The following is a 26,550-nucleotide window of genomic DNA, read 5'->3' on the forward strand; positions in this document are numbered from 1 at the left end:
TATTTTGGCTGTTTTTTAAAGCGGTTAACCTAACATTCAGAAGAGGTGCGATATTTAGGTACTTAATGTGAAGCGACGTTTGCTTTTGATCATTAAGGAGGGAAATACTCGCCGAGAAGAACAACTGACGTCACAGTGGTTTTTCGGTTTATGGGGCTGAATCCTCAAAACTGTCACCAATTTAGGTGGAGAGCTTCTGGCAGTGGACTTTTCTTATCAAGCACCCCCTTGCCAAGTTCTTCTTGTATTATCGTGGTATGAATACCACAACAGGAGACGACATGAATACCCAAGTAGTTACAGATAACACGCAACAATTGAGCAATACAAAATCAGATTACGTTGTGGCTAAATTTGGCGGAACCAGCGTAGCTAATTTTGAAGCAATGAGCCGTTGTAGCGAGATTATCGTAGCTGATAACACAGTGCGCGTTGTGGCTGTAAGTGCCAGCGCAGGTGTAACAAACCACCTAGTTGCCTTATGCCAAAAAGACTTAACAGCGCAAGAGCGCTGCGAACATATTAACGGCGTGATTGCTATTCAAGACGCTATCTTGAATGAGTTATCACTTGATGCTGATTTAGCGCATGGCTTTGCTGAAACAATTAAAGCCTTTAAATCCCTTGCCAGTGAAGCCCTTAAATCTAAGCAACAACACGATGAATTATTAAGCTTTGGTGAGCGTTTATCGTCGTATTTATTTACGCAAGTACTGCGCCTAAATGGTTTAGACGCAGTGCGTTTTGATGTACGCCAAGTGTTAAAAACAGACAGTCAGTTTTCAAAAGCAACCCCTGATGTAACAGCCACTGCTATGGCCGCTAAAACGCACTTAATACCCTTACTTAAAGAACATGTTGTCGTTACCCAAGGCTTTATTGGCAGTGATGCCCACGGACAAACAACCACTCTGGGCCGAGGCGGCTCAGACTACAGTGCGGCGTTATTAGCAGAAGCCGTAAACGCAAAGAGTGTACACATTTGGACAGACGTTGTGGGTATATTTAGCACCGATCCACGTTTGTGTGTCAAAGCCACGCCCATTGCCCGCCTAAGCTTTGATGAAGCGGCAGAAATGGCCACGTTTGGCGCAAAGGTATTACACCCTGCAACTATTTTACCAGCCAGTAGAAGCCACATAAGTGTGTTTGTTGGCTCAAGCCGTGAACCCGAGCGAGGTGGTACGTGGATCGAACGTGAAAAGTCACAAGTGCCGGGTATTCGTGCGGTTACGCAACGTAAAAACCAAATTTTGTTAACTTTAAAAAGCCCAGAAATGCTGTTAGCCAGTGGCTTTTTAGCCCGTGTATTTACTATATTAAGCGAGTTTAATATCTCGGTTGATTTGGTAACAACCTCTGAGATTAGTGTCGCAATTACCCTTGATAATGCGCCAAATGCCTCTCGTCCAGAGCTTGATCAAGAGTGCTTAGATAAACTCGCTGAATTTTGCCATGTGTCGGTTGAAAATAACCTAACGCTGGTGGCATTAATAGGCTCTGAAATTCAGCTGCGCCAGCAAGAAGTTAATTTAATGAATGTGCTTAGCGATTTTAACATTCGTTTAATTTGCCACGGTGCAAGTAAACACAATTTATGCTTTTTAGTTGAACAAGCTGAATCAGATTTAGTCGTGCAAGCTATACATAGTCGTTTACTTGAGCTTGAACACGCCGCGTAACTGACTTAAATCATCAATGTAAAAGCACTGCCAGTCAGTGCTTTTTTTATTCACGATAGTTATATCAAAGCCTTCAAATACAGCGCTTTTGGCTTTTAAGTTAGCGGCTGTAAGCTCGGTGAAAACATGTGGACTGAGTAGCTGCGCAATAGGGCGGCTAGTCGCTTTGGCGAGTGCTTCTTTTAACGTCCAAATCCTAAAAAAACGCTGAGCGGCACATTGCTCATTTGCGGTGATTAAGTCGACTTCATGCGGGTGATAAAAATGCTTAGCCAATTTTTCAAACGGGCGTTTTAAGCTTATCTTCTCAATATCAAAACCAAATTCGACCTGCTCAATATTCAGCGCCGCACCAACAAAACCATTCGAATGAGATAAACAACTACTCAAAACGGTATTGGTATTTTTTATATGCAATAAAAGCTTGCTGCTTTGCTCGTCAAATTCAGAGCTAATATGATTAGCGGGAATATAGGCAAATTCTGTAAAACAGTGTCTAACTAAAAATTTAAGCAGTAAACGCGTGGCGAGGTACTCTTGTTTTGCTTTACTGCTTTTTCTGCGTTCAATAACCGCTTGCTCAAACGGGCTTAGTAAATCAGCTAATGGGAAATCAGCAAGGTCAATAGATTCTGCGTTGAGTAGCAAAACACACTGCGTATTAATATCAGACACACTAAATGGGTTTACAGTAAGGTGCTGCTCAAAGTATTGGTTAGGCATAAAGTCCAGGTGGCTAGCAATGAAAATATAAAAACTGGGTATAAAATGCGCATTTAGCGATGGTCTGTCCCAGCATTAGCAAATTTATTACTCAGTCGTGGTGAAATATGGTTTAATTCACCCTAATGAAAAATAATAACAGATAGTAGATGTATGGCACAATTGCGTGATGGTTTTCAAAGCCGCCTTGGCTTTGTTTTAGCGGCGTCTGGCGCTGCGGTTGGTTTAGGTAATATTTGGGGTTTTCCGACCCAAGCGGCTAATCACGGTGGTGGCGCGTTTTTACTGGTTTATTTTATTGTTATATTTTTACTGGCAGTGCCTGCTTTATACACCGAACTGTATTTAGGGCATCAAGCACAAGCTAATCCAGTTAAAGCACTTAAAAACGCATGGCAAGATCAAGCACCAAAAGTAGGTGCGGCTGCGGGCTATTTAGGCTTAGCGGGCGCCATAGTTATGCTAAGCTTTTACTCGATTGTAGCAGGGTGGATGCTTGCCTATGCGCTTGAGCCCATTACTACCTTCTTCGGTTTTACCGATATAAGTAATTTTTTACAAACAGACTCTATGGCGCGTAACTTTGTATTTACGCCGCTAATGCTTATTTTAACTGCCAGCATTATTTTAAAAGGGGTTAAATCGGGGATTGAGACTTGGTCACGCCGTTTGATGCCAATGCTGTTAGTTTTGTTAGTCGGCTTAATTGCCTACATCGCCACCCTTGATGGTGCAAATGAAGGGTTTGCAGCCTATTTAGTGCCAAATTTTAGCCATATACTCGACCCAAACTTGATAATAGCCGCCATGGGGCAGGCATTCTTTTCATTGTCGCTTGGTGTAGGTTGTATGATGATATACGGCTCCTACTTACAGCCTGATGCTAATTTACCGCGTTTAACCGCGTCGGTGGCACTGCTTGATACAGGGGTGGCATTTTTAGCAGGGTTGTTAATTATTCCTGCCATTTATGTAGCGCAACACAACGGCGTACAAGTATTTAGCGACGGTAAACTCATTGGTGAAGGCCAACTTATTTTTGCAATTTTACCAGAGTTATTTAACACCATGGGTGAAATTGGCTTAGTGGTAGGGTTATTGTTTTTTGTGTTAATGTCGATAGCGTCATTAACCTCAACTATTTCATCCACCGAAATTCCGGTGGCTTTTTTAGTTGAAAATCATCAAGTAGAACGTAAGTCAGCGACCTTTATTGTAAGCCTGACCGTGCTTGCAGCCTCTTCATTAATTATCTTTAATTTTGATTGGCTATTTGGTTTGGTGATTATGGTGCTAACGCAATATCAATTGCCATTAATGGGCTTGTTTTATTTTGTTACAGTAGGCTGGTTGTGGCGCCGTGGTAACCAACTGCATCAAGCAAGCAGTGGTTTTAAGTTTTGGTTTGCCCAGTATATCCGTTTTGTGTGCCCAATTTTAATGACCGCTGTGTTTGCTAATGTAGCGTTTGGGCAATAGTTTAGCCGTCAGTTTTAGCGGTATTACATCCAAGGAGGGATTATGAACAGAGAAGTTAAAATACCGACTTTGCCTGACTCGGTAGCAACAGCAAAAATTACTAATCTCTATGTTAATGAAGGTCAAGTAGTCTATGCAGACGATGTACTGTTTGATGTTGAAACAGATAAAGTCGTGTTAGAAGTGATGGCCGACTGCAATGGCATTATTGAAAATATAACGATTACCAATGGTGACCATGTTGGTGCAGACCACGTTGTGATGACTGTTAAACAGCTTACTGACAGTGAACTGCCAGCACGACCCAAAGCTCAAAGCGCCAATAACAGCACAAGCGACTTGGCAGAACAAACAACGGTTACTCCTCCATTGTTTTCTAAATTTAATGTAAGTTTGATAATTGCGCTAGCAGTAGGGGCTTTAGCTATCCTATTTGTGGTGGGTAATTAGCTACTATGGCTAATTATGTGAACCACCCACTCTATGGCAGCGAGCCAATTCCCTCTGGTAATAGCCACACAAAGCAAGAAATCGATAATGCCCATTGGCGATACGAAGTTGTGCGTTACTATCCAGAAACAGCAATCCCCGCAGCAACCGAAAAACAAAGTTACTGTGTATACCCAAGACAACTCTACGTTGATATAGCAGAGCACTGTGTCGATTGTCACAGACCATTTATATTTTTTGCGAAAGAGCAGCAATATTGGTTTGAACAATTAAAGTTTTGGATTGATGCACATGCAATTAAGTGCTTTGAATGCAGGAAGAAAAGTCGTTCAATAAACCAACTGCAAATTAGCTATGCAAACTTAATTATTAAAGAGCACAGAGCGGTTGAGGAAACGCAATTGCTCAAGTCTACAGCGGAGCAACTGTTTGATTTAGGTGTGATCAACAAGGTGAATAAACTAAACGCTATTCGTAAAATGTAAGTATTAGTAGTTAAGCTTTACCTTGAACTGTCAGATTTGATCAGCAGAAATCAATCAAATCTGACAGTCGCATTTGTGCCATGAGCGGACATTCAAAAGTTACTCGTTTCTGCCTTATTGCGTGTTTTAAGGCAAACCTTACATTAGAGCTAGTGTCTATGCTATAAACTAAACAGATGTGAATAAGCGCTATTCTGCGCTTCTATGAGGAGTGGTTACACAGGCCTCTTCAAAATCAGCACGCTGTGGAAAAGTAATGCTTTAATGATGTGGTTAAGACAATGAACCTCTCGGAACAGAAGCAACATCTTCCGTAGGAACTCCATAAGACTAATCTTTATGGTTTTATCTCTATTAAGTCCTTCCTTGGCCGAGCTATATGTAATGATTTGAGTTGCTTCATCATAATTATACTTGTAGTGTGCGATACCATTTCTAAGCTGGTTATCAATAGCTTCTTCTTCAAGCTTGAAGAAACAATCATCTAGCGCAGCCAGCTTCCTGCCTAAATCAACATCTGCGTACTTATCAAGCGATGTGAAATCCTTGATAAGATGACCTTTTTTATTCAAGAGCACTTCTGCAGAAAACTTGTTAAAGTCACCACGTTTGATTAGATTATTCAATCCAGCTACTAGTACCAGTTGTCTAGAGTAAACCTCTGCTAAGTCCTTATAGACATTGTTGCAAGACTCGAAGTTGGTTGTCGATACCCTAGCAGGGACATTGCCAAATTCTTCGGCTTTGTAGTCATAATACAGAGCTGGTCGTAGAGGAACTTCAAGCTTGATTAACTTAGGGTACAAGCTCAAAGTTTCATGGTGAACGTTCTTCAAGAAGCCAGTGCTAAGTAAACTATCAAAGAACTCATTCAAGTTGTCTTGATGGTCAGTGTAAAGGCTAAGAAGCACTTTCGGCATTTCGCTACTAAGTTCTTTACTATGCTCATAAACGGTCAATGGAGAAGACATAATTGAAGTAGCGGAATACAGGGCAGCAATTACATCCTGAGCTTTATGTGATTTCAGCTTTATGAACTCTAACTTCTCAAGACTCTTAATGACTTTTTCAAATCCTTTTACATTCCCTTTCATGTATTGGGACGCTAGACGTTTTAATGTTCGGTGATGTTCTCCTAGCTGGTTTAGAAGCTCCAAGCGTCTAGATAGATCGGCAAAAGATTCTTGTCCAATTTCGCTAACCACATGCATAAACGTAGTGTCACCTTGTTTGTACTCACCAAACCTAGTTGGGAAATCAAGATGCAAGTCAATAAAGACATTTTCGCCAGTGAAAGGAGCTTTAAACTCCTTTATTTCTGTTGCTCCCTCAAGGTCATTAGAGCCTAATGTAAAACTAATACGCTCCCCACATTCGGGGCACGCAAATTGGAGTGGCTGAACTTCTCGGTTGGAAAAACCTATGCGGCAATCAATCAAAGTTTCGCAGGTCTCACATTGATAGCGTGTACAAACATTCATCGGTTCAAACTCTTAATTTTTGTTTAACTAAATAGTCTCAGCTATTCTGTCAGTGTCAAGCTATGATTTAGTTTGATTGAAAAAGTGCGATGTAAAATGTTTTTGATAGTGTCGTGCTGAGTTAAAAAGCCCACTGAGGGGAGCGCTGACAACTCCCCAAAAATCGTGACTGTCCAAAGATGATTTTGATCGACCGTCTGCTTATCGCTCATAACAGCCTGTCAACTGAATTCTAAATAGCGTTAGAACAGATATGAGCCACACCAGCTTAAGGAACTTAGCGGGCTTAAACAAAGCTACGGGGTTTATTTCTAATATATTGGTTTTAAACTTTGACCTAGCACCTAGCACCTAGCACCTAGCACCTAGCACCTAGCACCTAGCTTTATTTAACCTCATTACTCAGCGGCTGGTTGTTTGCAAATTCAAGCACGTTATTAATGGTGGTTTGGGCTATTTCAGTCAGTGCTTCTTTGGTGAAAAAACCTTGGTGACCGGTGACGAGCACATTAGGAAAGCTCACTAAACGTGAAAATATATCGTCTTGCATGATTTCGTCGCGGCGGTCTTTAAAAAAGAGCTCTGATTCTTGCTCGTAAACATCGAGGCCTAAGTAGCCTAGTTTCTTGCTTTTGAGTGCGCTAATACAGGCTTTACTATCGACTAACGCGCCGCGTGAGGTATTAATAAGCATTACACTTTGCTTCATTTTACTAAAGGCGTGCTCATCAATTAAATGGTGTGTTTGCTCATTAAGCGGGCAGTGTAAAGAGATTACATCACTTTGGTTAAGTAATGTATCAAGGCCGCAAAGCGTATAATCCCCTTGCTCAGCGTAGGGGTCACACACTAAAACATGGGCACCAAAGCCGTTAAGAATGTTGACCAGTGCTTTACCTATTTTACCGCAACCTATAATACCAATGGTTTTTTTAAATAAATTAAAGCCAAGTAGGCCGTTTAAATCAAAGTTGTCTTCACGTATGCGGTTGTATGCTTTATGTGTTTTACGATTTAAAGTTAGCATTAATGCGATACAATGCTCTGCCACTGCTTCAGGGCTGTAAGCCGGCACGCGGCACACTTTGATTCCATGCTTCTTTGCAGCCGCTAAATCTACATTATTAAACCCAGCACAACGAAGTAAAATGCATTTTACCCCGTGTTCAGCTAACTGGTTTATCACTGCTTCGTTGACTACATCGTTAACAAACACACAAACCGCATCAAACCCTTTGCATAAAACAGCGCTTTGCTCTGTTAGCGATTGCTCAATATACGATAGGGCAATACTGGGTTGATTTTCTATGCAGGCATCAAAAAATGGGTGCTCATATTTTTGCGAACTGAAAAGCGCTATTGTTGTTTGCGTCATCTAGGGTACTCTCTATCACCATTTTTAAGGTTTCGGGCTTAGTGCGCGGTGCATAGCGCACAGATAACTGACCCTGAGAGTTTATTAGAAACTTTGTAAAATTCCATTTTATTGCACGATTTTGCGCAATACCTCGGGTCTGTGCTTTTAGGTAACTAAATAAAGGGTGGGTGTCTGGACCATTTACCATTACTTTATTAAACACAGGAAAACTAACATTGAATTGCTCGTGATAAAAGCGCTTTATATCCGCATTATCAATTGGCTCATTATGATCAAATTGATTACATGGAAATGCCAATATAGTAAATCCTCGATGTTTGTATTGCTGATACAGTTTTTCTAAAGCCATCAATTGTATTGAAAAACTACATTTACTGGCTGTGTTAACGATTAAAACTGTTTTGCCCTTTAACTGACTCAGTGAAAAATCTTCGCTGTTATTAAGAGGGGCGCTGAATTGATATATGCTATCCATAGTGAACCTATTGTTTGCCGTCCATGAAGAAATTTAATGAAGTCTTTTTCATTCGCTTTTTGTCTGTTCGGTTGAGATAATCAAAGTATCTTTTTAAGTTACCACTGAAATAGGTCAATTTTATGTCAATGAATGTTTCGTTTATCGGGTTAGGTGTAATGGGCTACCCAATGGCTGGGCACCTTGTTAGTGCTGGGCACACAGTGACGGTTTATAATCGCACTACAGCCAAAGCGCAGCAATGGGCTGAGCAATACAATGGCGAATTTGCGCTCACTCCGGCGCTTGCTGCGCAAGGTGCTGATATTGTGTTTATGTGTGTAGGTAATGACGATGACTTACGTTCGGTGGTTTATGGAGACGAGGGTGTGCTTGCTGGCATGGCTGCGGGCACAATTTTAGTGGACCACACAACAACTTCAGCAGAGGTGGCGCGTGAAGTATCAGCAAAAGCTGCACTTCAAAATATTGCATTTATAGATGCGCCCGTATCAGGCGGTCAAGCAGGAGCTGAAAATGGCGTATTGACGGTAATGGCTGGTGGCGATGAAGCCATATTTGCCAAAGTACAACCTGTGATGGCTGCGTTTAGCAAGTTTAGTCAGCTACTAGGTAAAGCGGGCTCTGGGCAACTTTGTAAAATGGTTAACCAAATATGTATTGCTGGCGTGGTGCAAGGTTTAGCTGAAGGCCTTCACTTTGCTAAACAAGCTGAGCTTGATGGTGAAAAAGTAATCGAGACTATCGCAAAAGGTGCGGCGGGTTCTTGGCAGATGGAAAACCGCCATAAAACAATGCTAGCGGGTGAGTATGAGTTTGGCTTTGCCGTAGATTGGATGCGTAAAGATTTAGGCATTGCGCTTGATGAAGCGAAAAATAATGGTGCAACCTTACCTATGACCGCAACGGTTGACCAATACTATGCTGATGTTCAGGCACTCGGTGGTGGTCGCTATGATACGTCAAGCTTATTAGCACGTATTGAAGCGATACATAAAAAATAGATAATTAGATTGCCGGATAACAAATCTACCCTCAGTAAGTGATAAGCGGGTAGATGTGTGTTGTTATCTCTTAAATCTTCGCTTACGTAATTACTGACCCAAACATTGTTTGGGTTTTTTTATGAAAATTAATTTTTCTTAAGGTTTATTTAAGTTTGGCTCGTTAGATTTTACCCATAGTCTAAAAAGAGCGAACACTATGCAATCACTTCAAGTTACTAACTTGCCTATTATGAACACACACGATTATGTGTGTGCAAATGCAAACATGCCATTTCGTGTGCAATTAGAGCAAGTCGTTAAAGCGAGTTTTGCCAAGGCTTACGGCGCCAATATTAAACAGTTTATGCCGATATTATGCCAATTAAGTATTGCTGCTGACTCTTGCACATTGGGACTTAGAGCTGCTACTGAATCACTATTTATCGAGCAATACTTACCTGAGCCGATTGAATACTTTGTTGATGTACCAAGGGCAAATATTTACGAGCTTGGTAATTTATGTTCAACCAGCCGCAAAGCAACGCTCGCTCATTTTGTATTAATGAATGAAGCACTTTATCAAATTGGCGCAAAACGCTTGGTATTTTGTGCCACTGCAAAGGTTAGAGCATTATTAAAAATGCTCTCAGTTAATTGCACTGAAATTGCATTAGCCAATAGTCATGCACTTGATAATCCAGCCGACTGGGGCACTTATTATGAAAATAAACCAACATTGTGTGTGGTTGATTTAGCGGCTGCTCATGAGTGTGTAATAAATACACCTCATTTATTTAATATTAAACAGCATTATCAACAAGCGAGTTGCCAATTAGCATCTCAATTGGAGGCATAATGAGGTTTTTATCGCAACTACCACACGCTGAGCTTGATACTGTGATTGTTGATCATCGTGACCAACAGATGCGCCCAATTAGTAAACAGACGCTGATGCAAGCTGTGGCTGAGTTAATTATCGATTTTAAAGCGCTTGATATGTCAGCCGTGGCGTTTGTAATGGACAATACGCCTGCTTGGTTAATTGTTGACTTTGCTTTGATTGAGTTACAACAAGTAAGCATTCCGCTGCCAACCTTTTTTAGCTCACAACAGTTAATTAATAGCGTGAATAAAAGCGGCGTTTCGCATTTTATTAGCGACACCCCCTATGAACTCGAGGGATTAGAATGTATTGCGGCCTTGAGCGTGTTAACCCGCTACCCGTTTTATATTTATAAAGTACGCGCTTGGGGCCCCACAGTATTTTTTACAGGTACGCAAAAAGTAACGTTTACTTCAGGTTCGACCGGTGAGCCAAAGGGAGTGTGTTTATCTTTACATAGTCAATTACAAGTGGCGGCCTCATTACATCAGAAAATAGCGATAAAGCAGCCAAAACACCTGTGCTTATTACCTTTACCCGTATTACTTGAAAACATTGCTGGGGTTTATACACCGTTATTAGCTGCTGGTGAAGTGCATGTTATGACACTGCCAGAGTTAGGCTTCTCTGGAGCAAAATTAAATGATGCCAGTAAACTGATCAACGCCATTGATCGTGTGCAACCGAACACGCTTATTTTGGTGCCGGAATTATTGACCTGTTTAGTCTGGTTTGCAAAGCAAGGATGGACAGTACCAAAAAGCCTGAAATTTATTGCCGTTGGTGGCGCTGTACTCAGCAGTGAATTGCTCACTGACGCGCGTAGTTTAGGGTTACCAGTTTATCAAGGTTATGGTTTATCTGAAGCTTCATCAGTGGTGAGCTTAAACACGCCAAATGATGATGACATAGACTGCGCAGGGCGGGTGTTAAATCACTTGCAAAGCAAACGGGTAGACGGGCAGCTATTTATTAAAGGCCCCTTATTTTTAGGCTATTTAGGTCAACAGCCCCATGATCAAACGAGTTGGTATGCTACCGGTGATTTGGTTGATCAACAACAAGGTCGGTTAACTATTAAGGGGCGATTAAAAAACCAAATTATTACTAGTTTTGGGCGCAACATCAGCGCTGAATGGCCTGAATCTTTGCTACTTAGTCACAGTGAAGTACAGCAAGCTGTTGTTTTTGGTGAAGGTAAGGCGCATTTAGTGGCACTTATTTATGCATCAGTAAACATGACTGATTCGGTGTTAGCCGAGCATTGTCGAGGTGTTAATTCACAATTACCAGAATATGCCCAAATTAAAACATTTCACCGCTTAGCTGAACCACTTAACACGGAGCGGGGATTATTAACCAGTAATAACCGCCCTAAGCGCCAAGCAATAGCAAACTATTATCATGCACAATTAACAGCACTGTACAGTGAGGCAATATTATGAGCAATTTTTTCGAGACCTTAAAATCACAAACCCAAGCAGAGCGCGAATATCTACTGGCTGCACCGATCATTACTCGCGTATTTAACGGGCAAGTAAGCATAACTGAGTATGCTTCATTTTTAGCACAAGCCTATCATCATGTTAAACATACGGTGCCATTATTGATGGCTGTAGGCGCGAAACTATCGATTGAACAAGAGTGGATCCGTGAGGCTGTTGCAGAATATATAGAAGAAGAAATAGGCCATCAAGAATGGGTGCTCAATGATATTGCAGCGTGTGGTTTTGATAAACAACAAGTACGTCAAAGTGCTCCCAAATTTGCCACTGAATTAATGGTAGCTTATGCCTACGATACAATTAATCGGGGTAACCCATTGGCATTTTTTGGCATGGTGCATGTGCTCGAAGGCACGTCAATTGCGTTAGCCGATAATGCGGCAAGTAACATAGCCAATATGACCGGGTTACCTAAAAAAGCATTTAGCTATTTAACATCTCATGGCGCTTTGGACATTGAGCATGTGAAGTTTTTTGAAGATCTGATGAATAAAATAGACTCTCCTGCAGATCAACAAGCAATTGTGTATGCCGCTAAATGTTTTTATAAGTTATATGGCAATATTTTTCGTGAATTAGATACAGATCCACAGTTTGTAACTAGCGACTTGGAGCAAAGTGCATGAACCGCCCACTTTGCGTGTTAACAGGTGCGACAGGCGGAATTGGTCAAGCTGTGGCATTAAAGTTGATTCAGCATGGCTGGCGTTTACTGTTAGTGGGTCGTCAACAAGCACAGCTTGAGGCATTACAGGTTAAGTGTGGTCAAGACTGTGAGGTATTTATTGGCGATTTAACATCAGCACAGACTCGGCAAAATTTACTCGAACATGCTAAATCACTCGGCGGTGCAGCAATGCTTATAAATAGCGCTGGCATTAATGTGATGCAAGGTTTTAGTGAAATGACGGAGCAGCAAATAGATGACTTACTGATAGTTAATTTGTCGGTGCCAATTAAGCTATGCCAGCTATTTTTACCACAAATTTTAGCTAAAAAAGGCTCAATAGTTAATGTGGGATCATCGTTTGGCAGTATTGGTTACCCTTATCAAACCTTATATTGCGCAAGTAAATTTGGATTACGAGGAATGACCGAAGCGCTGGCCCGCGAACTCAGTCACTGTGATGTAAAAATATTATATTTAGCACCTAGAGCTACTGATACAACTATCAATTCAGTGCAGGTAAGGGCGATGAATAAAGCTTTAGGCAATACAATGGATCCCCCTGATAAAGTGGCAGATGCGCTTATTTCATTATTAAAATCCGGAAACTCACGCAGTTACATTGGCTTTCCAGAGCGCTTATTTGTCAAACTAAATGGGGCATTTCCCTCCTTAGTAGATAACGCAATTGCAAAACAACTTCCTAAAATTAAAAGTTTTTTTGTAGATAAAATTGATAAAGGTGAATGATTATGACTAAACTACTTTATACTAGCTGCTTGTTATCTGGGATATTTTTAACCAGTACTGCACATGCTGATCTTGCAAGCGAATTAGCTCAAGTGCAAACCAGTTGGGCTACTGTGAATTATGAATTAGTAGATAAAGCGCAGCTCAATGCATTTGAAAAGTTATCAAAGCAGGCCGCTGGGTTTGCAAAAACCTACGATGATAAGGCTCAAAGCCATATTTGGTATGGTATTGTGCTTTCGAGTTACGCTGGGGCAAAAGGGGGCTTAGGTGCGTTAGGGTTTGCAAAAGACGCTAAAGCACAGTTAGAGCAAGCCATAGAAATTGATGCTAATGCGTTATCAGGCTCTGCTTACACCAGTTTAGCGACGCTTTACAGCAAAGTACCGGGTTGGCCAATTGGATTTGGTGATGATGACAAAGCGAATGAACTATTTAACCAAGCGCTTGCTATAAATCCAAACGGCATCGATAGTAATTATTTATACGCGGCATTTTTGTATGACGAAAGAGAGTACAAAAAGGCCAAAAAACATTTACTTGCCGCCCAACAGGCACCGGCTCGCCCAGAAAGACCAAAAGCAGATTTATATCGCCAGCAAGAAATAACTCAACTGTTGGCCAAAGTCGAGAAGAAACTAAAGAGATAATATGCATTTATTGCTTGTTGAAGATGATAAATTGGTGGCTGAAGGCTTATGTCGATCACTTCGCCAACAAGGTTACAGTGTTGAACATTGTGCGAGTATAAGTGCAGCCATGCAATGGTTACAAAGCGATGAAATTGAACTGCTAGTATTAGATTTAGGACTACCTGATGGCGATGGTATTGATGTATTAAAACACGTCAAAAAACATCGCCCTAACTTACCTGTCGTTATTTTAACGGCACGCGGTAGTATTGACGATAAAGTACAAGGGTTAGATTTAGGCGCTGATGATTATTTAGCTAAGCCATTTGACCCTGCTGAGTTATTTGCCCGTTTAAGAGTCGCTAGTCGGCGCGTAACTCATACGCAATCAAGTAAAATTACAGTGGCTAACATTGTGATGGATACTTCAGCATTCACTGTGTCAGTGGATCAGCAAGCTATTAATTTACCACGTAAAGAGTTTATGCTTCTTAAAGCACTGTTCGAAAACCAAGGTCGCGTGTTATCTAAACAACAATTAGAGAGCAAGCTCTACGAGTGGGGAGAAGAAGTCGGGTCAAATACTATTGAAGTACACATTCACCATCTTCGTAAAAAACTTCCTAAAGAGTTGATCAAAACCTTACGAGGTATCGGTTACGTGGTAGGCAAACGCTAGTGTCTATCAAACGCAGACTCACGCTGATTATTTTATCAACAGTGATTTTGACTTGTTTTTTAGCCTTTAGTAAAGGTTACCGTGAAAGCATGATGCAAGCTGAGCAGTTACTTGATAATGAATTAAAGACTATTGCTCATGTACTAATCGAACAACCTATACACACAGATGCGCCGATGCTACGCAGTGATCTCACCCAATTACTGTTTCAAATATGGCAAGATAACAACTTACTCAGTGCGTCTGAATCATTAGCCGAGCTTGCGCAAAAACCGAGCCTGAATGGATTTAGTGTTGAAAACTTAGCTGGGCAGCGTATGCGAGTATTTAGGTTAACCATGCAGACAAAACAAGTGCTGGTGGCAGAGCCATTAAGTAAACGCTATGCCCTTAGCGAAACGATGATTTTATCAGCAATGACCCCTTTGCTTTGGAGCGTGCCGTTACTGGCGATATTAATTAGCTTATTCGTTAAGCAAGGTCTAAGCCCTTTAACTCGTCTTTCAAAGCTATTAAAGACGAGGCAAGCTAATGACTTCACTGCAATTGATTGGCAAGTAAACGCGCATGAAATTAAACCGGTGATCTCACGTTTAAATGACCTGTTTAAGCGTGTAGAAAGTGCTTATTTAAGAGAGCGGTTTTTTGCCTCAGATGCTGCCCATGAGCTACGTACGCCATTAAGTAGTTTAAAAATTAATGTACATAACTTACGCACCCAAAACAATAATAGTCTAGAGCTTGATGCAATGGCTAAAGGTATCGATAAACTGAGTAATATTGTTGAACAAATGTTGATTTTAGGGCGCACATATCCTGAGCAATGGCAGGCACAATTTAGCCCAATTTCGGTGCTTGAGATCAGCCAGCTAGTGGTTGCACAGCTATACGAACGACTTGATGAAAAACAGCATACGATCAGTATTGAAGGTGATGATTATGTTATAAATGGCGACCAATTTACCTTAGCTACCCTATTTAGTAATTTATTAAGTAACGCCATAAAGTATACGCCAAGTGGTGGTAATATTGTGATCCGCTTAAACAATATACACGGCGTGTTAGGTTGGCAGATTGATGATTCAGGACCTGGCATTAATGATGCCCATAAAGCACGAATATTTAATCGTTTTTACCGTGTTGGAGGTGATAAACACCCCTCTGGTGAGCAAGGTGCCGGATTAGGTATGGCGATAGTCGAACATATAGTCACAATTTATGGCGCGAGTATTTGTTTAGCCGATAGTGAATTAGGTGGCTTACAAGTGCGAGTTGAATTTATGCAAGGAGCAGGGAGTGAATAACTGTTTAGGGTTTATCAGCTTGCTGCTATTTAGCGTAATACCGTTTACGTGTGTTGCTAAAGAATATAAATTAATTTTAAAAGATCACCTTTTTTATCCTGCGGAGATCATCGTACCGGCCAATACTAAACTAAAGCTTTTAATTGAAAATCAAGATAGTACGCCAGAAGAGTTTGACAGCTTTGATTTAAATCGTGAAAAAGTGCTGTATCCAAATCGCCGTAGTGTGATTTATATCGGGCCACTAAGCCCTGGGCGTTATGAGTTTTTTGGTGAGTTTTCACCTAACACGGCTCGTGGCGCAGTATTAGTAGAAGGAAAGACTGATGCTGATAACTAGTTTGTTGATGAGTATTAATCAGCTTTTACCAGTCGTAATTTTGCTCGTGCTGTTACAGTCATTGCTAAAACTGAACCAGCGAATGCTCATAGCCACCGCTTTTGTTGGGTTGCTGTGTAGTATTGTTTATGTACAAAGTGCTGCGTGGTTGAGCCAGTTATTTGATTATCGCGGCCTAGAGTTTAGCCAAATGCTGTTGTGCGTCATTGTGTATGTTGCGTCACTTGTCAGTTGTAAGCAGCGACATTTATTCGCATTACTTGCAATAGTGGCGGTTATGGCGTTGTATCTGAGTCACTATTTTATTTATCTGGTTGGTTTTTGGCATAACACTGACACTGCAAAACCCTTGCTTATAGGAACATCTCTGGGAATCGGGATCTGCGGTAGTTTTGGTGTGTTGCTATTATTTTTACTGCACAGTGTTAGAGCACGATTTGGTGTATATCCCCTGATGTTATTTTTGGCTTTTAATGCCTCGGCAAAATTACTTATCGCATTAGATTTAGCCAGCCAAATTGATTTGATCAATATTACCTCCAATTACTTTGATTGGCGTGCAGTGCTAGTCGAAAACTCAGAATTAGGCCGTGTGCTAAAGGCTTTAGTTGGCTATGAAGCAACGCCAAGCAAAACTGCATTATGGCTGTATCTTGCTGCGGTTTTAGTTTTTATTGGCACCAGCATAGTATTTACTCGGCAATTTTCTCAAAAGGAGCCATCATGAGGTTTATTCTCGCGTGCTGCTTAGCTTCACTTTTATTTATAACATCGTCTAATGTGCGAGCCGATGGCATAGTTGTAGACAAAGTTTACCACCCTTATGTTTTACCATTTGAACGCGAATTTGAATGGCGTTTGATCTCTCATCAAACCGATAAGGGCAATATTTTAGCCCAACGAATTGGCTTAGGTGGCTCGTTTAACGATACCATGAGTTTGGAAGGTTATGCGGTTGGAGAGCGCGATGACAACGGTAATTTTGGCTTTTCAGCTTACGAATTAGAACTGCGTTGGCAGTTGGTTGAACAAGGGCGCTTTTGGGCTGACTGGGGCGCTTTATTCGAACTTGAAATGCAAGAAGGCAAAGACAGTTATGAAGCCACAACGGGCTTTTTATGGGAAAAGGAGTTTGGTCGTACTAGCCTCACCATGAATGCATTTTTAGTGTATGAATGGGGCGGTGATATTAAAAATGAATGGGAAACTGAGTTTCGCGCACAGTATCGCTATCGTTTTCGCGCTGAGTTTCAGCCTGCTTTAGAGCTATACGCCGGGGAAGACTTCTTGGGTATTGGACCCGGTTTTATTGGCCTGCATCGATTTTCTCCAAAGCGACAACTCAAGTGGGAAGCAGGGTTTGTCACCGAGCTTAGCCAACAAGGAAAAGATCACAGTTTTCGTCTTGCCCTAGAGTTTGAATTTTAAATTAAAAAGCCGCGACTAATCGCGGCCTTAAATCTCGTCACTAGTTTTGCAAACTAGCGCTGTTTGTTTATAAGTAATAGGTAAACTACATACTTTGCGCGTAGTTATACAGCGCTTTTAAAATCGTTAAATTCTTTTCGTTATCATCGTGTTCATGAGCCAGGTTCTCAAGGGTGATCATAAAATCTTGCGCGCTGATCGAGGGCTGATCTTCACCATGCATTAATTTGTTTTGGCAGTACTGTCGCCATTGATCCAATTCATCTTGGCTAAGTGATTGCGGCCAGTTACGAGCGCGATACTTAAACAATAAGTTATCGAACTTTTTATCTTCAAAATCAAGCTGCATTCCCGCTAATTGCTCAGGGCTGGCATCACGTATGATGGCAAACTTGGCTTTATCTGCGTTGCTGGTAAAACCATCATAGAGCATGTAATCGGTATTAGTGGTTTTGCCATAGTCAGGGCTGTCGTTAAATACTTCAGTGACTTTATCGCGAAGGTTTGGATTAGCTTTTAATATTGCTAAGTTCTTTAAGCATTGCTCACGGTCAATGCCTAAACGCGCGGCGTTTTCAGGTAATAATGTTTTAGCAGGCGCTAAAATAGGGCACTTGTTTAAATGCACCAGTTTTAAACCCACCGGCAGTTCATCTTCACCAAGTTCGCTGCGTTTGGTATAAAGACGAGTGCGTAATTCTTCTACCGATAAATCCAGTAATACTTGTGGGTCTTCAGTTAAATTAAAACACACCACTGCATTTTTATTTGTTGGGTGAAAGCTCATCGGCGCAATCCAACTAGTGCAACCTTGCGTTGCAGGAATGCGTGATGAAGTGTGTACCAGCGGCGTCATGTTAAACACATCAACAAGTTCTGCTAAGGCTTTTTTACCGCGTAAACTAAAAAAGAACTGGTAAAGCTTAGGTTGTTTCTCTTTGATCAGTTTAGCAAGGGCAATGGTTGCAGTTACATCAGATAGTGCATCGTGCGCAGCGGCGTGTTCAATGCCATTGGCAACAGTCAAATGCTCTAGCTTAAAGCTTGGACTACCATCTTCTTTGAGCGGCCACTCAATGCCTTCAGGGCGCAGTGCATAACAGGCGCGCACTAAATCGATAATATCCCAGCGGCTGTTATTATTTTTGTATTCACGTTCGTACGGGTCATAAAAGTTACGATAAAAGCTATAACGGCTTACTTCGTCATCAAAGCGGATACTGTTATAACCGGCCACGCAGGTGTTGGGCACACTAAATTCAGCATGAATTTTGGCAACAAAGTCTGCCTCAACTAACCCTTTTTGCATCGCCACTTGCGGAGTAATACCAGTGATCAAACACGCCTCAGGGTGGGGCAAGTAATCAGCCACCGGCTTGCAATATTCAATCAGCGGCTCACCAATAATATTTAAATCAAGATCGGTACGAATACCCGCAAACTGGCTCGGCTTATCCTTTTGTGGACTCGCCCCCCACGTCTCGTAATCGTGCCAATAAATAGTTGCTTGATTTTGCTCTTGATAAGCCATTTAAAAACCCTTTAAGTTAGCTTGAAACGGTTGAAATACCGCCAAGTTACTAAATTTATTAATTACTTAGATTATGGCATACAGGCGAGGGAGTTTATAGAGATAAAGGCTAAAGTTGCGCGATACAAGATACAAGGCATTTATGGGCTATTAAAAAAGGTGGGGCTACCACTGGTGCGGTTTTTAGCACCACTCTAAATGCTATACAGCCCAGTCTACATTGATGAAAGCAATTCTTTTATAATTTTTATGGATGTTACGAATTAGCTGTCAAAGTGGCTTTGTTTACTCTTAGCAATACACAAAACCTGCAACATGATGTTTTGATACATGTAACCTGAAAAAGTTAGAAAGGGTGAAAGTTATTGTCAGAGGTGATAATTTCTTGTTGCTTTATGCATTCTCATTAACGCATATTAGTATTGCATAAGACTCATATGGACTGCATAAGACACATATAACACCAAAATTATTGACATACCTGTCAATAAGCTTATTATTAAAAATAATAGACAAGTATAGATGCACTAAGTTTTACAGATGAAAAGGGGCTTTAGTATGAGTTTATTTAATCTATTCAAGTCTCGCACTGAGACTGAAAAAGCAGTAGATAAAGTTTTATCTGAAATGAAAAAAAATGAGCTTAAAGTTGATATGATTGGTACAGAAACTTTCAGGATTAACATTAACTCTCTCCGAAAGAGTAAAGTTGTTGAAGCTCAATTAAAAGCAGCAAGTTCAAACCAATAACCTTCTAACTAATTTAAAGCATCTTATAGATGCTTTTTTTGTATAATAAAAATGATAAAACCTACCGTATTACTCTTATTTGTACTGGGAATTTCTGGCTATAGTATTTTAACCCGCTGGCATAAAACCCACTTTTCTTTGCATCGTAGCAACGGCTATCATACATTTTTTAAATCTACCTCTGTAGGTTTGATAGTTTTTATCTTCTCATCATGTATTTATTATTTAGCTTCATTACTCGGAGAACATTTAAATTTTCAATTCGACTTAGGTCATTGGTTTTTAAAAAATGTACTCATGCTAAAAAATATAGATAACTCAACAGTTGCATTGTTAGACATCAGTCTCATATCGCTATGTTTAGGTATTATCATTCCATTTATATATTACTTGTTTAATGATAAAGAGAGTTTATATGCAGAAGAGTTTTTAACCGATGCAGATAGCCCTGATTTTTCTCGTTTATTCGGGCATTCAATCACAGAGGGTCTGCCAATTCTGTTCACTATGTCAGATAGGAAAGTTTACGTTGGCTATATTTATGAAGTTCAATCAAAAATTCATACTACTGATGTACATATTCTCCCTGTAATTAGTGGCTATCGTGATGAAAAAACATTAGCTTTGCAAAAGGTGACTCCATATAAAGAAGTCATTCAACGTATAAATGAGCAAGGTACACTGGACATTAAAGAAAAGTTAAAAAAATCAGGAGCTTCTAATGAAAAAATTGAGGAAACTATAGAAGCTAATGCAGAGCTTTTTGATCAATGGGATAAATTTCTTATTGCACTGCCTTTAAGAGAAATTAAGCATGCTCACCTTCATGATTTTACGCATGAGCAAGACTTTCAAAAAGCAGAAATAGATATGAAACCAAGAATTAAATGTAAGTAAACTACGCTGAATAATTTAAAGCCCGCTAAATGCGGGCTTTTTGAGTGCTACTGGTCTACCAAGTTATTGAACTTACAATAATCCATAATTTGAGCGTTTTGCCCAAAAGCTGACTTAATAAGATTGCCATTACTAGTATCTGTTGAAATGTACCGGTCTATTTCATTACTTGTCAAATGTAGTGTTGGGTTGTTTATTGTGAAAGTTGGGATGTAATCATTACCTAAAGCGTAGGCGATATCTAAATGTTCGAGTAGTTCGAAGTGAATTACTAATTTTTTAAATTGACCATTATCCACATGTGAACACAAACAATTTAGCAGCAAGAGGGATAGTTCGTGGTTGGATAATTGAGCTCTTAATATATTGCTGTATTTTTTCTGTATAGCAATATTTGAAAAGCTATCTTTTATCAATTTTAAAATTTGATAAAGGTTTCTGAAGTAACTCCCAAACTCTTTATTTTCTTCGCGGTAGAATACATTAAAAGTAGCAATAACTGATTGAGGTTTATCTACTTTTTTATGGGCCTCGTGAATAGCAGTGAGTAACCTGTTTACACAAAAAACACCTGGTTTCATATCTTTACTGCTCCCAGCAGTATAAAAATCTATATTAAGCTCCTTGCTAATTTTTTCATGTGAACTGGAGTAGTCGTATGAGAAATTATCTATCAACCGTCTATGCAATACCAACATATTAAAAAAAGTTGTTTCAAAGCTCTGTACTGCTAATAGATTAGCTTGCTCTTTTAATGCATCAGATGAGTTGGCAAGTTCGTCACGAGTTAGTCTAAGTTCTTCATTGCTTACTTGAAGTGCTTTTTCATTTTGCTCTATTGCTTTGGTGCCTTGTTCGATTGCTTTTTCACTTTGCTCTAGCGCTTTTTTATTTTGCATTAATGTATAAGCAATTAAAATTAAGCTGAGTAGGGCGAATGTGGGATTTAATACACCGCCAAAAAAGTCACCAACTGCACCCCAGTTACCAATATTAGATGCGAAACCTAACCCAAAATGATAGATGAAAGTACCTATAGCGATTAATGCAGCTATTGCAGCGGTTATACAAATTCTTTTAATGAGCTTTTCCATGCTATCCCTTACCTTTAAGTGTGCTAAATAGTTTACCTATCTGATCCATGCCATCAAATGTGCTCGGGAGGTTTTCAGCATCGCTGATAATCCCGCTAAATATAAGATTTTCGAACTTTTCTAAAACAGCGGGATCATCTTTTTTAATGTCTTTAGAGTAATCAGCATAGTTTTGAATAAATTGACAAAGTGTTTGTCTTAGCTCAATTTGAAGTATTTGGGCTTTTACTGATTTATAGTTTTGGAGTATTACTCTAAAAAAATAAATAAGTAATACTTCTAATGAAATAAATGGAACTAGTTTCAACAAGTGAGGAATTGTTTCTTCGTCTTTTAGTATATTTTCAGGTAGCCAGCCAAAAATAGTGCATAATAATGGAACTATCATAACGATACCCATTGTAACCAATGAGCCTAACAGTATCCTAGATTCTAAGATTTTTGTTTTTAACAGTTTATTAAATCCGTCATATAAACCCACAAAGTTAAATGCAGTTTCTTGTTTATCTAACGTTTCTTTTAAGCTATTTACGGTTTTCTCTTTCTCGTTCAGTTCATTATTAAATTTATTTATTCTTTCGGTTATAGTATCTGCATAGGAATCAATTTTTCCAAGCGTAGAGTTGGCAACCTCATTTTTTTCATCGAATTCAGAGAATAATTTTATTTCTTTTGAGTTGAATAGATTCTTCAAAATATCATAGGGAACAGAAAATACTATGTCATTCACTTTTCTTCTGAAGTTAGAACTGAAATGTTCATCTTTTGAATAATTAGCAGCATTAACTCTTATTTTTTCTAAAGATTGCTCATTGAAAAGAGTGCTATACACGAGTTCTTCATTTCTTCTGAAATCGACCTCGTAAAATAACCTTATACAGCACAAGTACAATACTTCTATGGGGTTCTGTAAGTGTCGAGCATGATTAGTATCCAATTCATTGAAGTATTTGCATATATCTATTAATTCAGTTAATACCTCCATATGTTCTAAAGTAAAGGTATCCCAAGTTTTAGGCTGGTTAAAAACCTCTCTAATTATCGATAATGAGTCAACAAAAAGACTAAAGTTATTATCGTCAATATCATAGTTATTCTTAAATTGTAACCTATCATCATTATCCCAATACTTATTTAGCGTACGTTCTAGAACAGCGAGGTTATTTTCTTTTTCAAAAAACATAATTAGTCCTTTAATTTTATTGTTATTAATCGTGTTAAAGCGACTTACCAGTAAATATAACTTTTCCAACCAATGTACAATTTCCATTAATTGGGATTAGTTGCTCTGGCCAATTGGGGTTGGCGGCTTTTAGGAATTTGTGGCCACCTTCGATAATGAGCTGTTTAAAAGTGGCTTGGTTGTCGTCTAGGCGGGCTACTACGTACGAACCGTGGATGCATTCGGCTTCAGGGTCTACAAAAATCAAATCACCTTCACGGAATTTAGTCTCACACTCAGAAGGCGATAAGTAACATTTTTGCTCTTGATAAGCCATTTAAAAACCCTTTAAGTTAGCTTGCAACGGTTGAAATACCGCCAAGTTACTAAATTTATGAACTATTTAGATTATGGCATATGGGCGGGTGAGTTTATAGAGTGATTGTGCTGGCTTTTGTTGGCGGTAACTGCCTATAGTAAGCTTTCACTTCACCTTTTTTATGATTAAAGGTGCTAGCGTATTTTGTTGTTATGCAGCCGCTTGGTTACAGAGCGACACGATATAAAAATCAAGTTTTTTGTTTTTCTGTGGTTTTTGGTAAGTCATAATTCCCTGTAAATGCAGGTTTTGTAATGGTTTGTTAGCATTTTTTAAACGTAGATGTAGCAATGATGAGCTAAAGCTAGTGCATTGGTACTAGACTAAAGTCTATAAGTTAATTTTCTTCATCTATTAGGTTTGTTTTTATCGTTTGTCGCAATTGCATTAACAGCTTAAAGTTCAGTTGTCGGCAACAAAGACGACGTAACTTAATAGGAATGTAATCATGAAATTTTCACTTATCAAATCTATCGCACTTGGCTCACTTTTAACTTGTTCAGCAGCTGCAATGGCTGGTGGTAGTGACTATAAATTAATGGTTATTGAGCAAGCAACCGCTTCACAGCCACTCGAAGCGTCATTTAATAGCTGCGTATCAAATGTTAAGTTAAAAAATTACGCGCAAGCAGAGGCTATTTGTACACAAGCCATTGCACTATTGAAAGAAAGCGACGGTCCAAAATTTAAAGTACGTCAGTTAACTTCTTTTGCATTAAGTAACCGTGGCGTGTCACGCATTATGGCTAAAAACGACACTGCTGGTTTATCTGATTTATATGAAGCTGCACAAATCTCTAATAGCAAATTGGTATCGCATAACCTAAATCGCGCTAAAGAGAATTTATCTTTGTAATAATTTTAAAGTAAATAGTTGAAAACCACGTCTTGTACGTGGTTTTTTGCTTTATGAGAGATCATAAGTGAGCAAAGTTTAATTGCCCGATCTAAATGTGTGTTCACTTAATAGAACAATTGCATTGGTTAATTATACTGAGCTTGGGAAGCTTGGGCAGTGAGTTTTAGTTTACTTGGTTGTTAAATACTAGATTTTGTTTTTTTTGTCTTGTATGTTCATCCGTTGCGACAACTTGATTCCTACCCTGAGATTTTGCAATGTACAATCGTTTATCAGCCAGATCGAGTAACCCTTTGATTGATTGGGTGTTAGCATCTTTACACGCTACACCAATGCTTACCGATAAATTAATTGTGTTGCCTTTATATTTTAAGGTGTGTTCGCGGATTACGTCGCACAGCTTTTGTGCCGTATAAGATGCTTGAGACAAGGATTGCTCTGGTAGTACTAACGCAAACTCTTCTCCGCCGATCCTGGCAGCAATATCATAGTCATTTAATTGGCTGAGGATATGTTGCGCTATCCATTTGATTGCCATATCACCTGTGCTATGACCAAATTGGTCGTTAACACTTTTGAAGTGGTCAATATCTATCATTACAACCGCTAAATTTTGATCATGCGTTTTAACATGCCGACTTATTTTCTCTCCATCTAATAAAAAACCTCTACGATTTAGTAATCCTGTTAACGTATCTCGATTTACTAAACGTTGTAACTTAGCTTCTATATCAGCAAACAGCACAAACGGCATGACTAACGCAGTTGCGGTGGCTAAAAATAAGTGGTTAATTAAAATTACTTGTAATGGTTGGGTAAAGTTCAGGGCTATTGTGGTCATTAGTTGCATGCCCAGCAATACTACCTGAATGAACATGATGACACTGTGCAGCACAAAAAATACAAGGAGCATATTTTTTTGCGCTGTTGCATTAGTGTGCATTTTATATACAGTATTAGCAGCAACTAAGAATAAGCATGCAATGATAAAACTTGTTAGTAATTGTCCTGCAGTGACATCGTAAATTGGCATCAATACGAGTGCACTGCCACCGAGTATAATTTTGAAGGAGGCATACGAATTACTTTGCATTGAGGTTACTTGTTTTAAACCAGCAATAGCAAATAATGGGCTGGCTATAATAAATAAGTTAGCGAGGTAATGTGTGACAAATGGGTTTTCAATGATCACTCTTAAACAGGCAAGTACTTCTGCTGTGGCAAAGGCACCACACGCGAGTGCAAAATACATATAACACGTTTGTTTTTTGCATAGGTACACAGACAAGAAAAAGCAGCTTATAAGAATGTTTAAAATTAAAGATATGCCAACTACTGTAGGTAAGTGAAGCATTTTAAGCTGCTCTATGGTTATGTTTAGTACGTAATGTAAGTATTATGGATTAGCCTTGTTATGGCAAGTTAATACCAAATGATTAATGTAAAATACTAATATAGTCTTGCTTTTATTAGGGTAAGAGTAAGTTATTGTTTTTTAAACACAGAGACTATTGATAGTTATATGGTGAAAGCGCGGCACATTCACCATAAAGACCCATAACACATTAAATTTATTAGGCTTAGTTATCCAGTAATGATTCTAATGCAGGGTGTAAATCAGGGTATTGAAACTCAAAACCTACATCCAATAGCTTACTAGGTATAACGTATTGACCAAAAATAAGTAAGTCAGCCATTTCACCCATCGCTAAATTAAGGACCCATGCAGGCATTGGAAAAATTGCAGGCCGGTGTAATACTTTCGCCAGTGTTTTACTAAAAGCACGATTACTCTGAGGTGTAGGGGCTGTTGCATTTATAGCACCGGTTAAGTGCTGATTATTCATAACAAATTCAATAAGCGATACCATATCATTAATGTGTATCCACGACATCCCTTGTTCACCACTTGCTACTGGACCACCTAAACCAAGTTTAAAAGGAGGCAGCATCTTTTGTAGCGCGCCACCATTTGTAGACAACACGATACCCGTTCGTATTAAACAAACCCGAGTTGAGTCTGTCTCAGCATGACGGGCAGCGTTTTCCCAATCGTTGCATAGCGTGTGACTGAATTCTTGATGTACTTTGGTAAACTGCTCATCAATATGTTGAGTTTCCTGGCGGCCGTAATAACCAATAGCGCTTCCAGAGATAAAGGTGTGGGGTGGATTAGAACTTGATTTAATCGCCGCTGCTATCTCTTGGGTCAATTGAATACGGCTGTTCCTGATGATTTCTTTTTGTTTATCGCTCCAGCGCTTGTTAACAATAGGCTCGCCCGCCAGGTTAATCACACAGTCAAGCGTGTTAAAATCGATATCGCAAAGTGCATTTATAAAATCTATTTGTCCGCCAAGTTTTTGTTTTGCTTTATCACTGTCTCGCGTTAAGACAGTGAGAGAATGGGTTTTGACTAATTGTGCGCATAGTTGTGTGCCAATTAATCCGGTAGCCCCTGTTATCAATATTTTCATCAATACGTCTCAACATTTGGTTATTTGTACTTAATACGAAGTAAAGCGCCTATTGATCACTTTGCAAATATTTC

27 protein-coding genes, 1 pseudogene and 1 riboswitch are annotated in these 26,550 nt (G+C 39.6%); of the genes and pseudogenes, 18 read left to right on the forward strand and 10 right to left on the reverse strand.

What is annotated here, in order from left to right; all coding sequences use genetic code 11:
• The first annotated feature begins 32 nt into the window (after positions 1–32).
• A riboswitch (Lysine riboswitch) is annotated at positions 33–204 on the forward strand.
• Between the two features lie 77 nt (positions 205–281).
• A complete protein-coding gene (lysC, locus tag C7Y70_RS12395; RefSeq protein WP_135475142.1) occupies positions 282–1,682 on the forward strand; it encodes a lysine-sensitive aspartokinase 3 in 1,401 nt (466 codons plus the stop codon).
• On the opposite strand, the gene C7Y70_RS12400 is transcribed toward lysC, so the two are convergent.
• Positions 1,656–2,405 (reverse strand): 4'-phosphopantetheinyl transferase superfamily protein, encoded by a 750-nt coding sequence (locus C7Y70_RS12400; RefSeq protein ID WP_135475143.1) that lies wholly within the window; start codon positions 2,403–2,405, stop codon positions 1,656–1,658. The genes lysC and C7Y70_RS12400 overlap by 27 nt on opposite strands.
• A 153-nt stretch (positions 2,406–2,558) precedes the next feature.
• Between C7Y70_RS12400 and C7Y70_RS12405 the strand changes: the two genes are divergently transcribed.
• The 3 genes from C7Y70_RS12405 to C7Y70_RS12415 are packed head-to-tail and all read left to right on the forward strand — an operon-like array spanning position 2,559 to position 4,819.
• Complete coding sequence (locus C7Y70_RS12405; RefSeq protein ID WP_099295722.1) at positions 2,559–3,884, forward strand: sodium-dependent transporter; 1,326 nt, start codon at positions 2,559–2,561, stop codon at positions 3,882–3,884.
• A 42-nt stretch (positions 3,885–3,926) separates the two neighbouring features.
• The gene (locus tag C7Y70_RS12410; RefSeq protein WP_135475144.1) at positions 3,927–4,334 is read left to right on the forward strand and encodes a biotin/lipoyl-containing protein; all 408 of its coding nucleotides are present in this window, start codon (positions 3,927–3,929) and stop codon (positions 4,332–4,334) included.
• A 5-nt stretch (positions 4,335–4,339) separates the two neighbouring features.
• The gene (locus C7Y70_RS12415; RefSeq protein ID WP_135475145.1) at positions 4,340–4,819 is read left to right on the forward strand and encodes a zinc-ribbon domain containing protein; all 480 of its coding nucleotides are present in this window, start codon (positions 4,340–4,342) and stop codon (positions 4,817–4,819) included.
• Positions 4,820–5,034: 215 nt separating this feature from the next.
• On the opposite strand, the gene C7Y70_RS12420 is transcribed toward C7Y70_RS12415, so the two are convergent.
• The 3 genes from C7Y70_RS12420 to C7Y70_RS12430 form a co-directional block, all read right to left on the reverse strand.
• Positions 5,035–6,300, reverse strand: coding sequence for a hypothetical protein (locus tag C7Y70_RS12420; RefSeq protein ID WP_135475146.1), 1,266 nt, complete (start codon positions 6,298–6,300; stop codon positions 5,035–5,037).
• 385 nt (positions 6,301–6,685) lie between these two features.
• The gene (locus C7Y70_RS12425) at positions 6,686–7,675 is read right to left on the reverse strand and encodes a 2-hydroxyacid dehydrogenase (RefSeq protein WP_135475147.1); all 990 of its coding nucleotides are present in this window, start codon (positions 7,673–7,675) and stop codon (positions 6,686–6,688) included.
• Positions 7,632–8,153 (reverse strand): glutathione peroxidase, encoded by a 522-nt coding sequence (locus C7Y70_RS12430; RefSeq protein WP_099295713.1) that lies wholly within the window; start codon positions 8,151–8,153, stop codon positions 7,632–7,634. The genes C7Y70_RS12425 and C7Y70_RS12430 overlap by 44 nt, the downstream gene beginning before the upstream one ends.
• 122 nt (positions 8,154–8,275) lie before the next feature.
• Between C7Y70_RS12430 and C7Y70_RS12435 the strand changes: the two genes are divergently transcribed.
• The 11 genes from C7Y70_RS12435 (at position 8,276) to C7Y70_RS12485 (ending at position 17,327) form a co-directional block, all read left to right on the forward strand.
• On the forward strand, positions 8,276–9,157 hold the full coding sequence (locus C7Y70_RS12435; RefSeq protein ID WP_135475148.1) for an NAD(P)-dependent oxidoreductase: 882 nt from the start codon (positions 8,276–8,278) through the stop codon (positions 9,155–9,157).
• A 199-nt stretch (positions 9,158–9,356) separates the two neighbouring features.
• Positions 9,357–9,995, forward strand: coding sequence for a thermostable hemolysin (locus C7Y70_RS12440; RefSeq protein ID WP_135475149.1), 639 nt, complete (start codon positions 9,357–9,359; stop codon positions 9,993–9,995).
• Positions 9,995–11,467 (forward strand): AMP-binding protein, encoded by a 1,473-nt coding sequence (locus tag C7Y70_RS12445; RefSeq protein ID WP_135475150.1) that lies wholly within the window; start codon positions 9,995–9,997, stop codon positions 11,465–11,467. The genes C7Y70_RS12440 and C7Y70_RS12445 overlap by 1 nt, the downstream gene beginning before the upstream one ends.
• Positions 11,464–12,153: an iron-containing redox enzyme family protein gene (locus C7Y70_RS12450; protein WP_135475151.1), complete on the forward strand. Its 690-nt coding sequence runs from the start codon at positions 11,464–11,466 to the stop codon at positions 12,151–12,153. Before C7Y70_RS12445 ends, C7Y70_RS12450 begins: the two co-directional genes overlap by 4 nt.
• Complete coding sequence (locus C7Y70_RS12455; RefSeq protein WP_135475152.1) at positions 12,150–12,944, forward strand: SDR family oxidoreductase; 795 nt, start codon at positions 12,150–12,152, stop codon at positions 12,942–12,944. Before C7Y70_RS12450 ends, C7Y70_RS12455 begins: the two co-directional genes overlap by 4 nt.
• 2 nt (positions 12,945–12,946) lie before the next feature.
• Entirely contained in the window at positions 12,947–13,594 is a 648-nt protein-coding gene (locus C7Y70_RS12460) for a hypothetical protein (protein ID WP_135475153.1), read from the forward strand.
• A 1-nt stretch (position 13,595) separates the two neighbouring features.
• Positions 13,596–14,255, forward strand: a complete 660-nt coding sequence (locus tag C7Y70_RS12465) for a response regulator transcription factor (protein ID WP_135475154.1) — start codon at positions 13,596–13,598, stop codon at positions 14,253–14,255.
• Complete coding sequence (locus tag C7Y70_RS12470; protein WP_135475155.1) at positions 14,255–15,559, forward strand: ATP-binding protein; 1,305 nt, start codon at positions 14,255–14,257, stop codon at positions 15,557–15,559. Before C7Y70_RS12465 ends, C7Y70_RS12470 begins: the two co-directional genes overlap by 1 nt.
• Before the next feature lie 13 nt (positions 15,560–15,572).
• A complete protein-coding gene (locus C7Y70_RS12475) occupies positions 15,573–15,899 on the forward strand; it encodes a cupredoxin domain-containing protein (RefSeq protein ID WP_245321514.1) in 327 nt (108 codons plus the stop codon).
• Positions 15,886–16,626, forward strand: coding sequence for an iron transporter (locus C7Y70_RS12480; protein ID WP_135475157.1), 741 nt, complete (start codon positions 15,886–15,888; stop codon positions 16,624–16,626). The genes C7Y70_RS12475 and C7Y70_RS12480 overlap by 14 nt, the downstream gene beginning before the upstream one ends.
• On the forward strand, positions 16,623–17,327 hold the full coding sequence (locus C7Y70_RS12485) for a hypothetical protein (protein ID WP_135475158.1): 705 nt from the start codon (positions 16,623–16,625) through the stop codon (positions 17,325–17,327). The genes C7Y70_RS12480 and C7Y70_RS12485 overlap by 4 nt, the downstream gene beginning before the upstream one ends.
• Positions 17,328–17,412: 85 nt before the next feature.
• Here the strand turns inward: C7Y70_RS12485 and sbcB are convergent, their stop codons facing one another.
• Complete coding sequence (gene sbcB / locus C7Y70_RS12490; RefSeq protein ID WP_135475159.1) at positions 17,413–18,858, reverse strand: exodeoxyribonuclease I; 1,446 nt, start codon at positions 18,856–18,858, stop codon at positions 17,413–17,415.
• Between the two features lie 558 nt (positions 18,859–19,416).
• On the opposite strand from sbcB, the gene C7Y70_RS12495 reads away from it, so the two are divergent.
• Complete coding sequence (locus C7Y70_RS12495) at positions 19,417–19,608, forward strand: hypothetical protein (RefSeq protein WP_099295701.1); 192 nt, start codon at positions 19,417–19,419, stop codon at positions 19,606–19,608.
• Between the two features lie 51 nt (positions 19,609–19,659).
• Complete coding sequence (locus C7Y70_RS12500; protein ID WP_135475160.1) at positions 19,660–20,505, forward strand: hypothetical protein; 846 nt, start codon at positions 19,660–19,662, stop codon at positions 20,503–20,505.
• Positions 20,506–20,552: 47 nt separating this feature from the next.
• Here the strand turns inward: C7Y70_RS12500 and C7Y70_RS12505 are convergent, their stop codons facing one another.
• From C7Y70_RS12505 to C7Y70_RS12515, 3 genes and pseudogenes are all read right to left on the reverse strand, one after another.
• Positions 20,553–21,599, reverse strand: a complete 1,047-nt coding sequence (locus C7Y70_RS12505) for a putative phage abortive infection protein (protein WP_135475161.1) — start codon at positions 21,597–21,599, stop codon at positions 20,553–20,555.
• 1 nt (position 21,600) lies between these two features.
• Positions 21,601–22,782, reverse strand: a complete 1,182-nt coding sequence (locus C7Y70_RS12510) for a hypothetical protein (RefSeq protein WP_135475162.1) — start codon at positions 22,780–22,782, stop codon at positions 21,601–21,603.
• Positions 22,783–22,816: 34 nt separating this feature from the next.
• Positions 22,817–23,047: pseudogene (locus C7Y70_RS12515) on the reverse strand (S24 family peptidase); the annotation flags it as partial.
• Between the two features lie 541 nt (positions 23,048–23,588).
• Between C7Y70_RS12515 and C7Y70_RS12520 the strand changes: the two are divergent.
• Positions 23,589–23,996, forward strand: coding sequence for a hypothetical protein (locus C7Y70_RS12520; RefSeq protein ID WP_099295686.1), 408 nt, complete (start codon positions 23,589–23,591; stop codon positions 23,994–23,996).
• Positions 23,997–24,162: 166 nt separating this feature from the next.
• On the opposite strand, the gene C7Y70_RS12525 is transcribed toward C7Y70_RS12520, so the two are convergent.
• Together C7Y70_RS12525 and C7Y70_RS12530 are read right to left on the reverse strand one after the other, a co-directional pair.
• Positions 24,163–25,251 (reverse strand): GGDEF domain-containing protein, encoded by a 1,089-nt coding sequence (locus C7Y70_RS12525; RefSeq protein ID WP_167850816.1) that lies wholly within the window; start codon positions 25,249–25,251, stop codon positions 24,163–24,165.
• 328 nt (positions 25,252–25,579) lie between these two features.
• Positions 25,580–26,476, reverse strand: coding sequence for a TIGR01777 family oxidoreductase (locus tag C7Y70_RS12530; protein ID WP_135475165.1), 897 nt, complete (start codon positions 26,474–26,476; stop codon positions 25,580–25,582).
• Between the last annotated feature and the right edge of the window lie 74 nt (positions 26,477–26,550).

The sequence above is a fragment of the Pseudoalteromonas sp. KS88 genome, from assembly GCF_004766475.1.
In the GTDB taxonomy this organism is placed as follows: Bacteria; Pseudomonadota; Gammaproteobacteria; order Enterobacterales; family Alteromonadaceae; genus Pseudoalteromonas.

Bases quoted from the DNA above. Each gene is read 5' to 3' on its own strand.
- C7Y70_RS12520 (WP_099295686.1), top strand. From the start codon at position 23,589: ATGAAATTTTCACTTATCAAATCTATCGCACTTGGCTCACTTTTAACT.
- C7Y70_RS12465 (WP_135475154.1), top strand. From the start codon at position 13,596: ATGCATTTATTGCTTGTTGAAGATGATAAATTGGTGGCTGAAGGCTTA.
- C7Y70_RS12525 (WP_167850816.1), bottom strand. From the start codon at position 25,251: ATGTATTTTGCACTCGCGTGTGGTGCCTTTGCCACAGCAGAAGTACTT.
- C7Y70_RS12445 (WP_135475150.1), top strand. From the start codon at position 9,995: ATGAGGTTTTTATCGCAACTACCACACGCTGAGCTTGATACTGTGATT.
- C7Y70_RS12485 (WP_135475158.1), top strand. From the start codon at position 16,623: ATGAGGTTTATTCTCGCGTGCTGCTTAGCTTCACTTTTATTTATAACA.
- C7Y70_RS12510 (WP_135475162.1), bottom strand. From the start codon at position 22,782: ATGTTTTTTGAAAAAGAAAATAACCTCGCTGTTCTAGAACGTACGCTA.
- C7Y70_RS12505 (WP_135475161.1), bottom strand. From the start codon at position 21,599: ATGGAAAAGCTCATTAAAAGAATTTGTATAACCGCTGCAATAGCTGCA.
- C7Y70_RS12410 (WP_135475144.1), top strand. From the start codon at position 3,927: ATGAACAGAGAAGTTAAAATACCGACTTTGCCTGACTCGGTAGCAACA.
- C7Y70_RS12405 (WP_099295722.1), top strand. From the start codon at position 2,559: ATGGCACAATTGCGTGATGGTTTTCAAAGCCGCCTTGGCTTTGTTTTA.
- C7Y70_RS12455 (WP_135475152.1), top strand. From the start codon at position 12,150: ATGAACCGCCCACTTTGCGTGTTAACAGGTGCGACAGGCGGAATTGGT.
- C7Y70_RS12440 (WP_135475149.1), top strand. From the start codon at position 9,357: ATGCAATCACTTCAAGTTACTAACTTGCCTATTATGAACACACACGAT.
- C7Y70_RS12450 (WP_135475151.1), top strand. From the start codon at position 11,464: ATGAGCAATTTTTTCGAGACCTTAAAATCACAAACCCAAGCAGAGCGC.
- C7Y70_RS12435 (WP_135475148.1), top strand. From the start codon at position 8,276: ATGTCAATGAATGTTTCGTTTATCGGGTTAGGTGTAATGGGCTACCCA.
- C7Y70_RS12430 (WP_099295713.1), bottom strand. From the start codon at position 8,153: ATGGATAGCATATATCAATTCAGCGCCCCTCTTAATAACAGCGAAGAT.
- C7Y70_RS12530 (WP_135475165.1), bottom strand. From the start codon at position 26,476: ATGAAAATATTGATAACAGGGGCTACCGGATTAATTGGCACACAACTA.
- C7Y70_RS12415 (WP_135475145.1), top strand. From the start codon at position 4,340: ATGGCTAATTATGTGAACCACCCACTCTATGGCAGCGAGCCAATTCCC.
- C7Y70_RS12495 (WP_099295701.1), top strand. From the start codon at position 19,417: ATGAGTTTATTTAATCTATTCAAGTCTCGCACTGAGACTGAAAAAGCA.
- C7Y70_RS12500 (WP_135475160.1), top strand. From the start codon at position 19,660: ATGATAAAACCTACCGTATTACTCTTATTTGTACTGGGAATTTCTGGC.
- C7Y70_RS12480 (WP_135475157.1), top strand. From the start codon at position 15,886: ATGCTGATAACTAGTTTGTTGATGAGTATTAATCAGCTTTTACCAGTC.
- C7Y70_RS12400 (WP_135475143.1), bottom strand. From the start codon at position 2,405: ATGCCTAACCAATACTTTGAGCAGCACCTTACTGTAAACCCATTTAGT.
- lysC (WP_135475142.1), top strand. From the start codon at position 282: ATGAATACCCAAGTAGTTACAGATAACACGCAACAATTGAGCAATACA.
- C7Y70_RS12420 (WP_135475146.1), bottom strand. From the start codon at position 6,300: ATGAATGTTTGTACACGCTATCAATGTGAGACCTGCGAAACTTTGATT.
- C7Y70_RS12425 (WP_135475147.1), bottom strand. From the start codon at position 7,675: ATGACGCAAACAACAATAGCGCTTTTCAGTTCGCAAAAATATGAGCAC.
- C7Y70_RS12460 (WP_135475153.1), top strand. From the start codon at position 12,947: ATGACTAAACTACTTTATACTAGCTGCTTGTTATCTGGGATATTTTTA.
- sbcB (WP_135475159.1), bottom strand. From the start codon at position 18,858: ATGGCTTATCAAGAGCAAAATCAAGCAACTATTTATTGGCACGATTAC.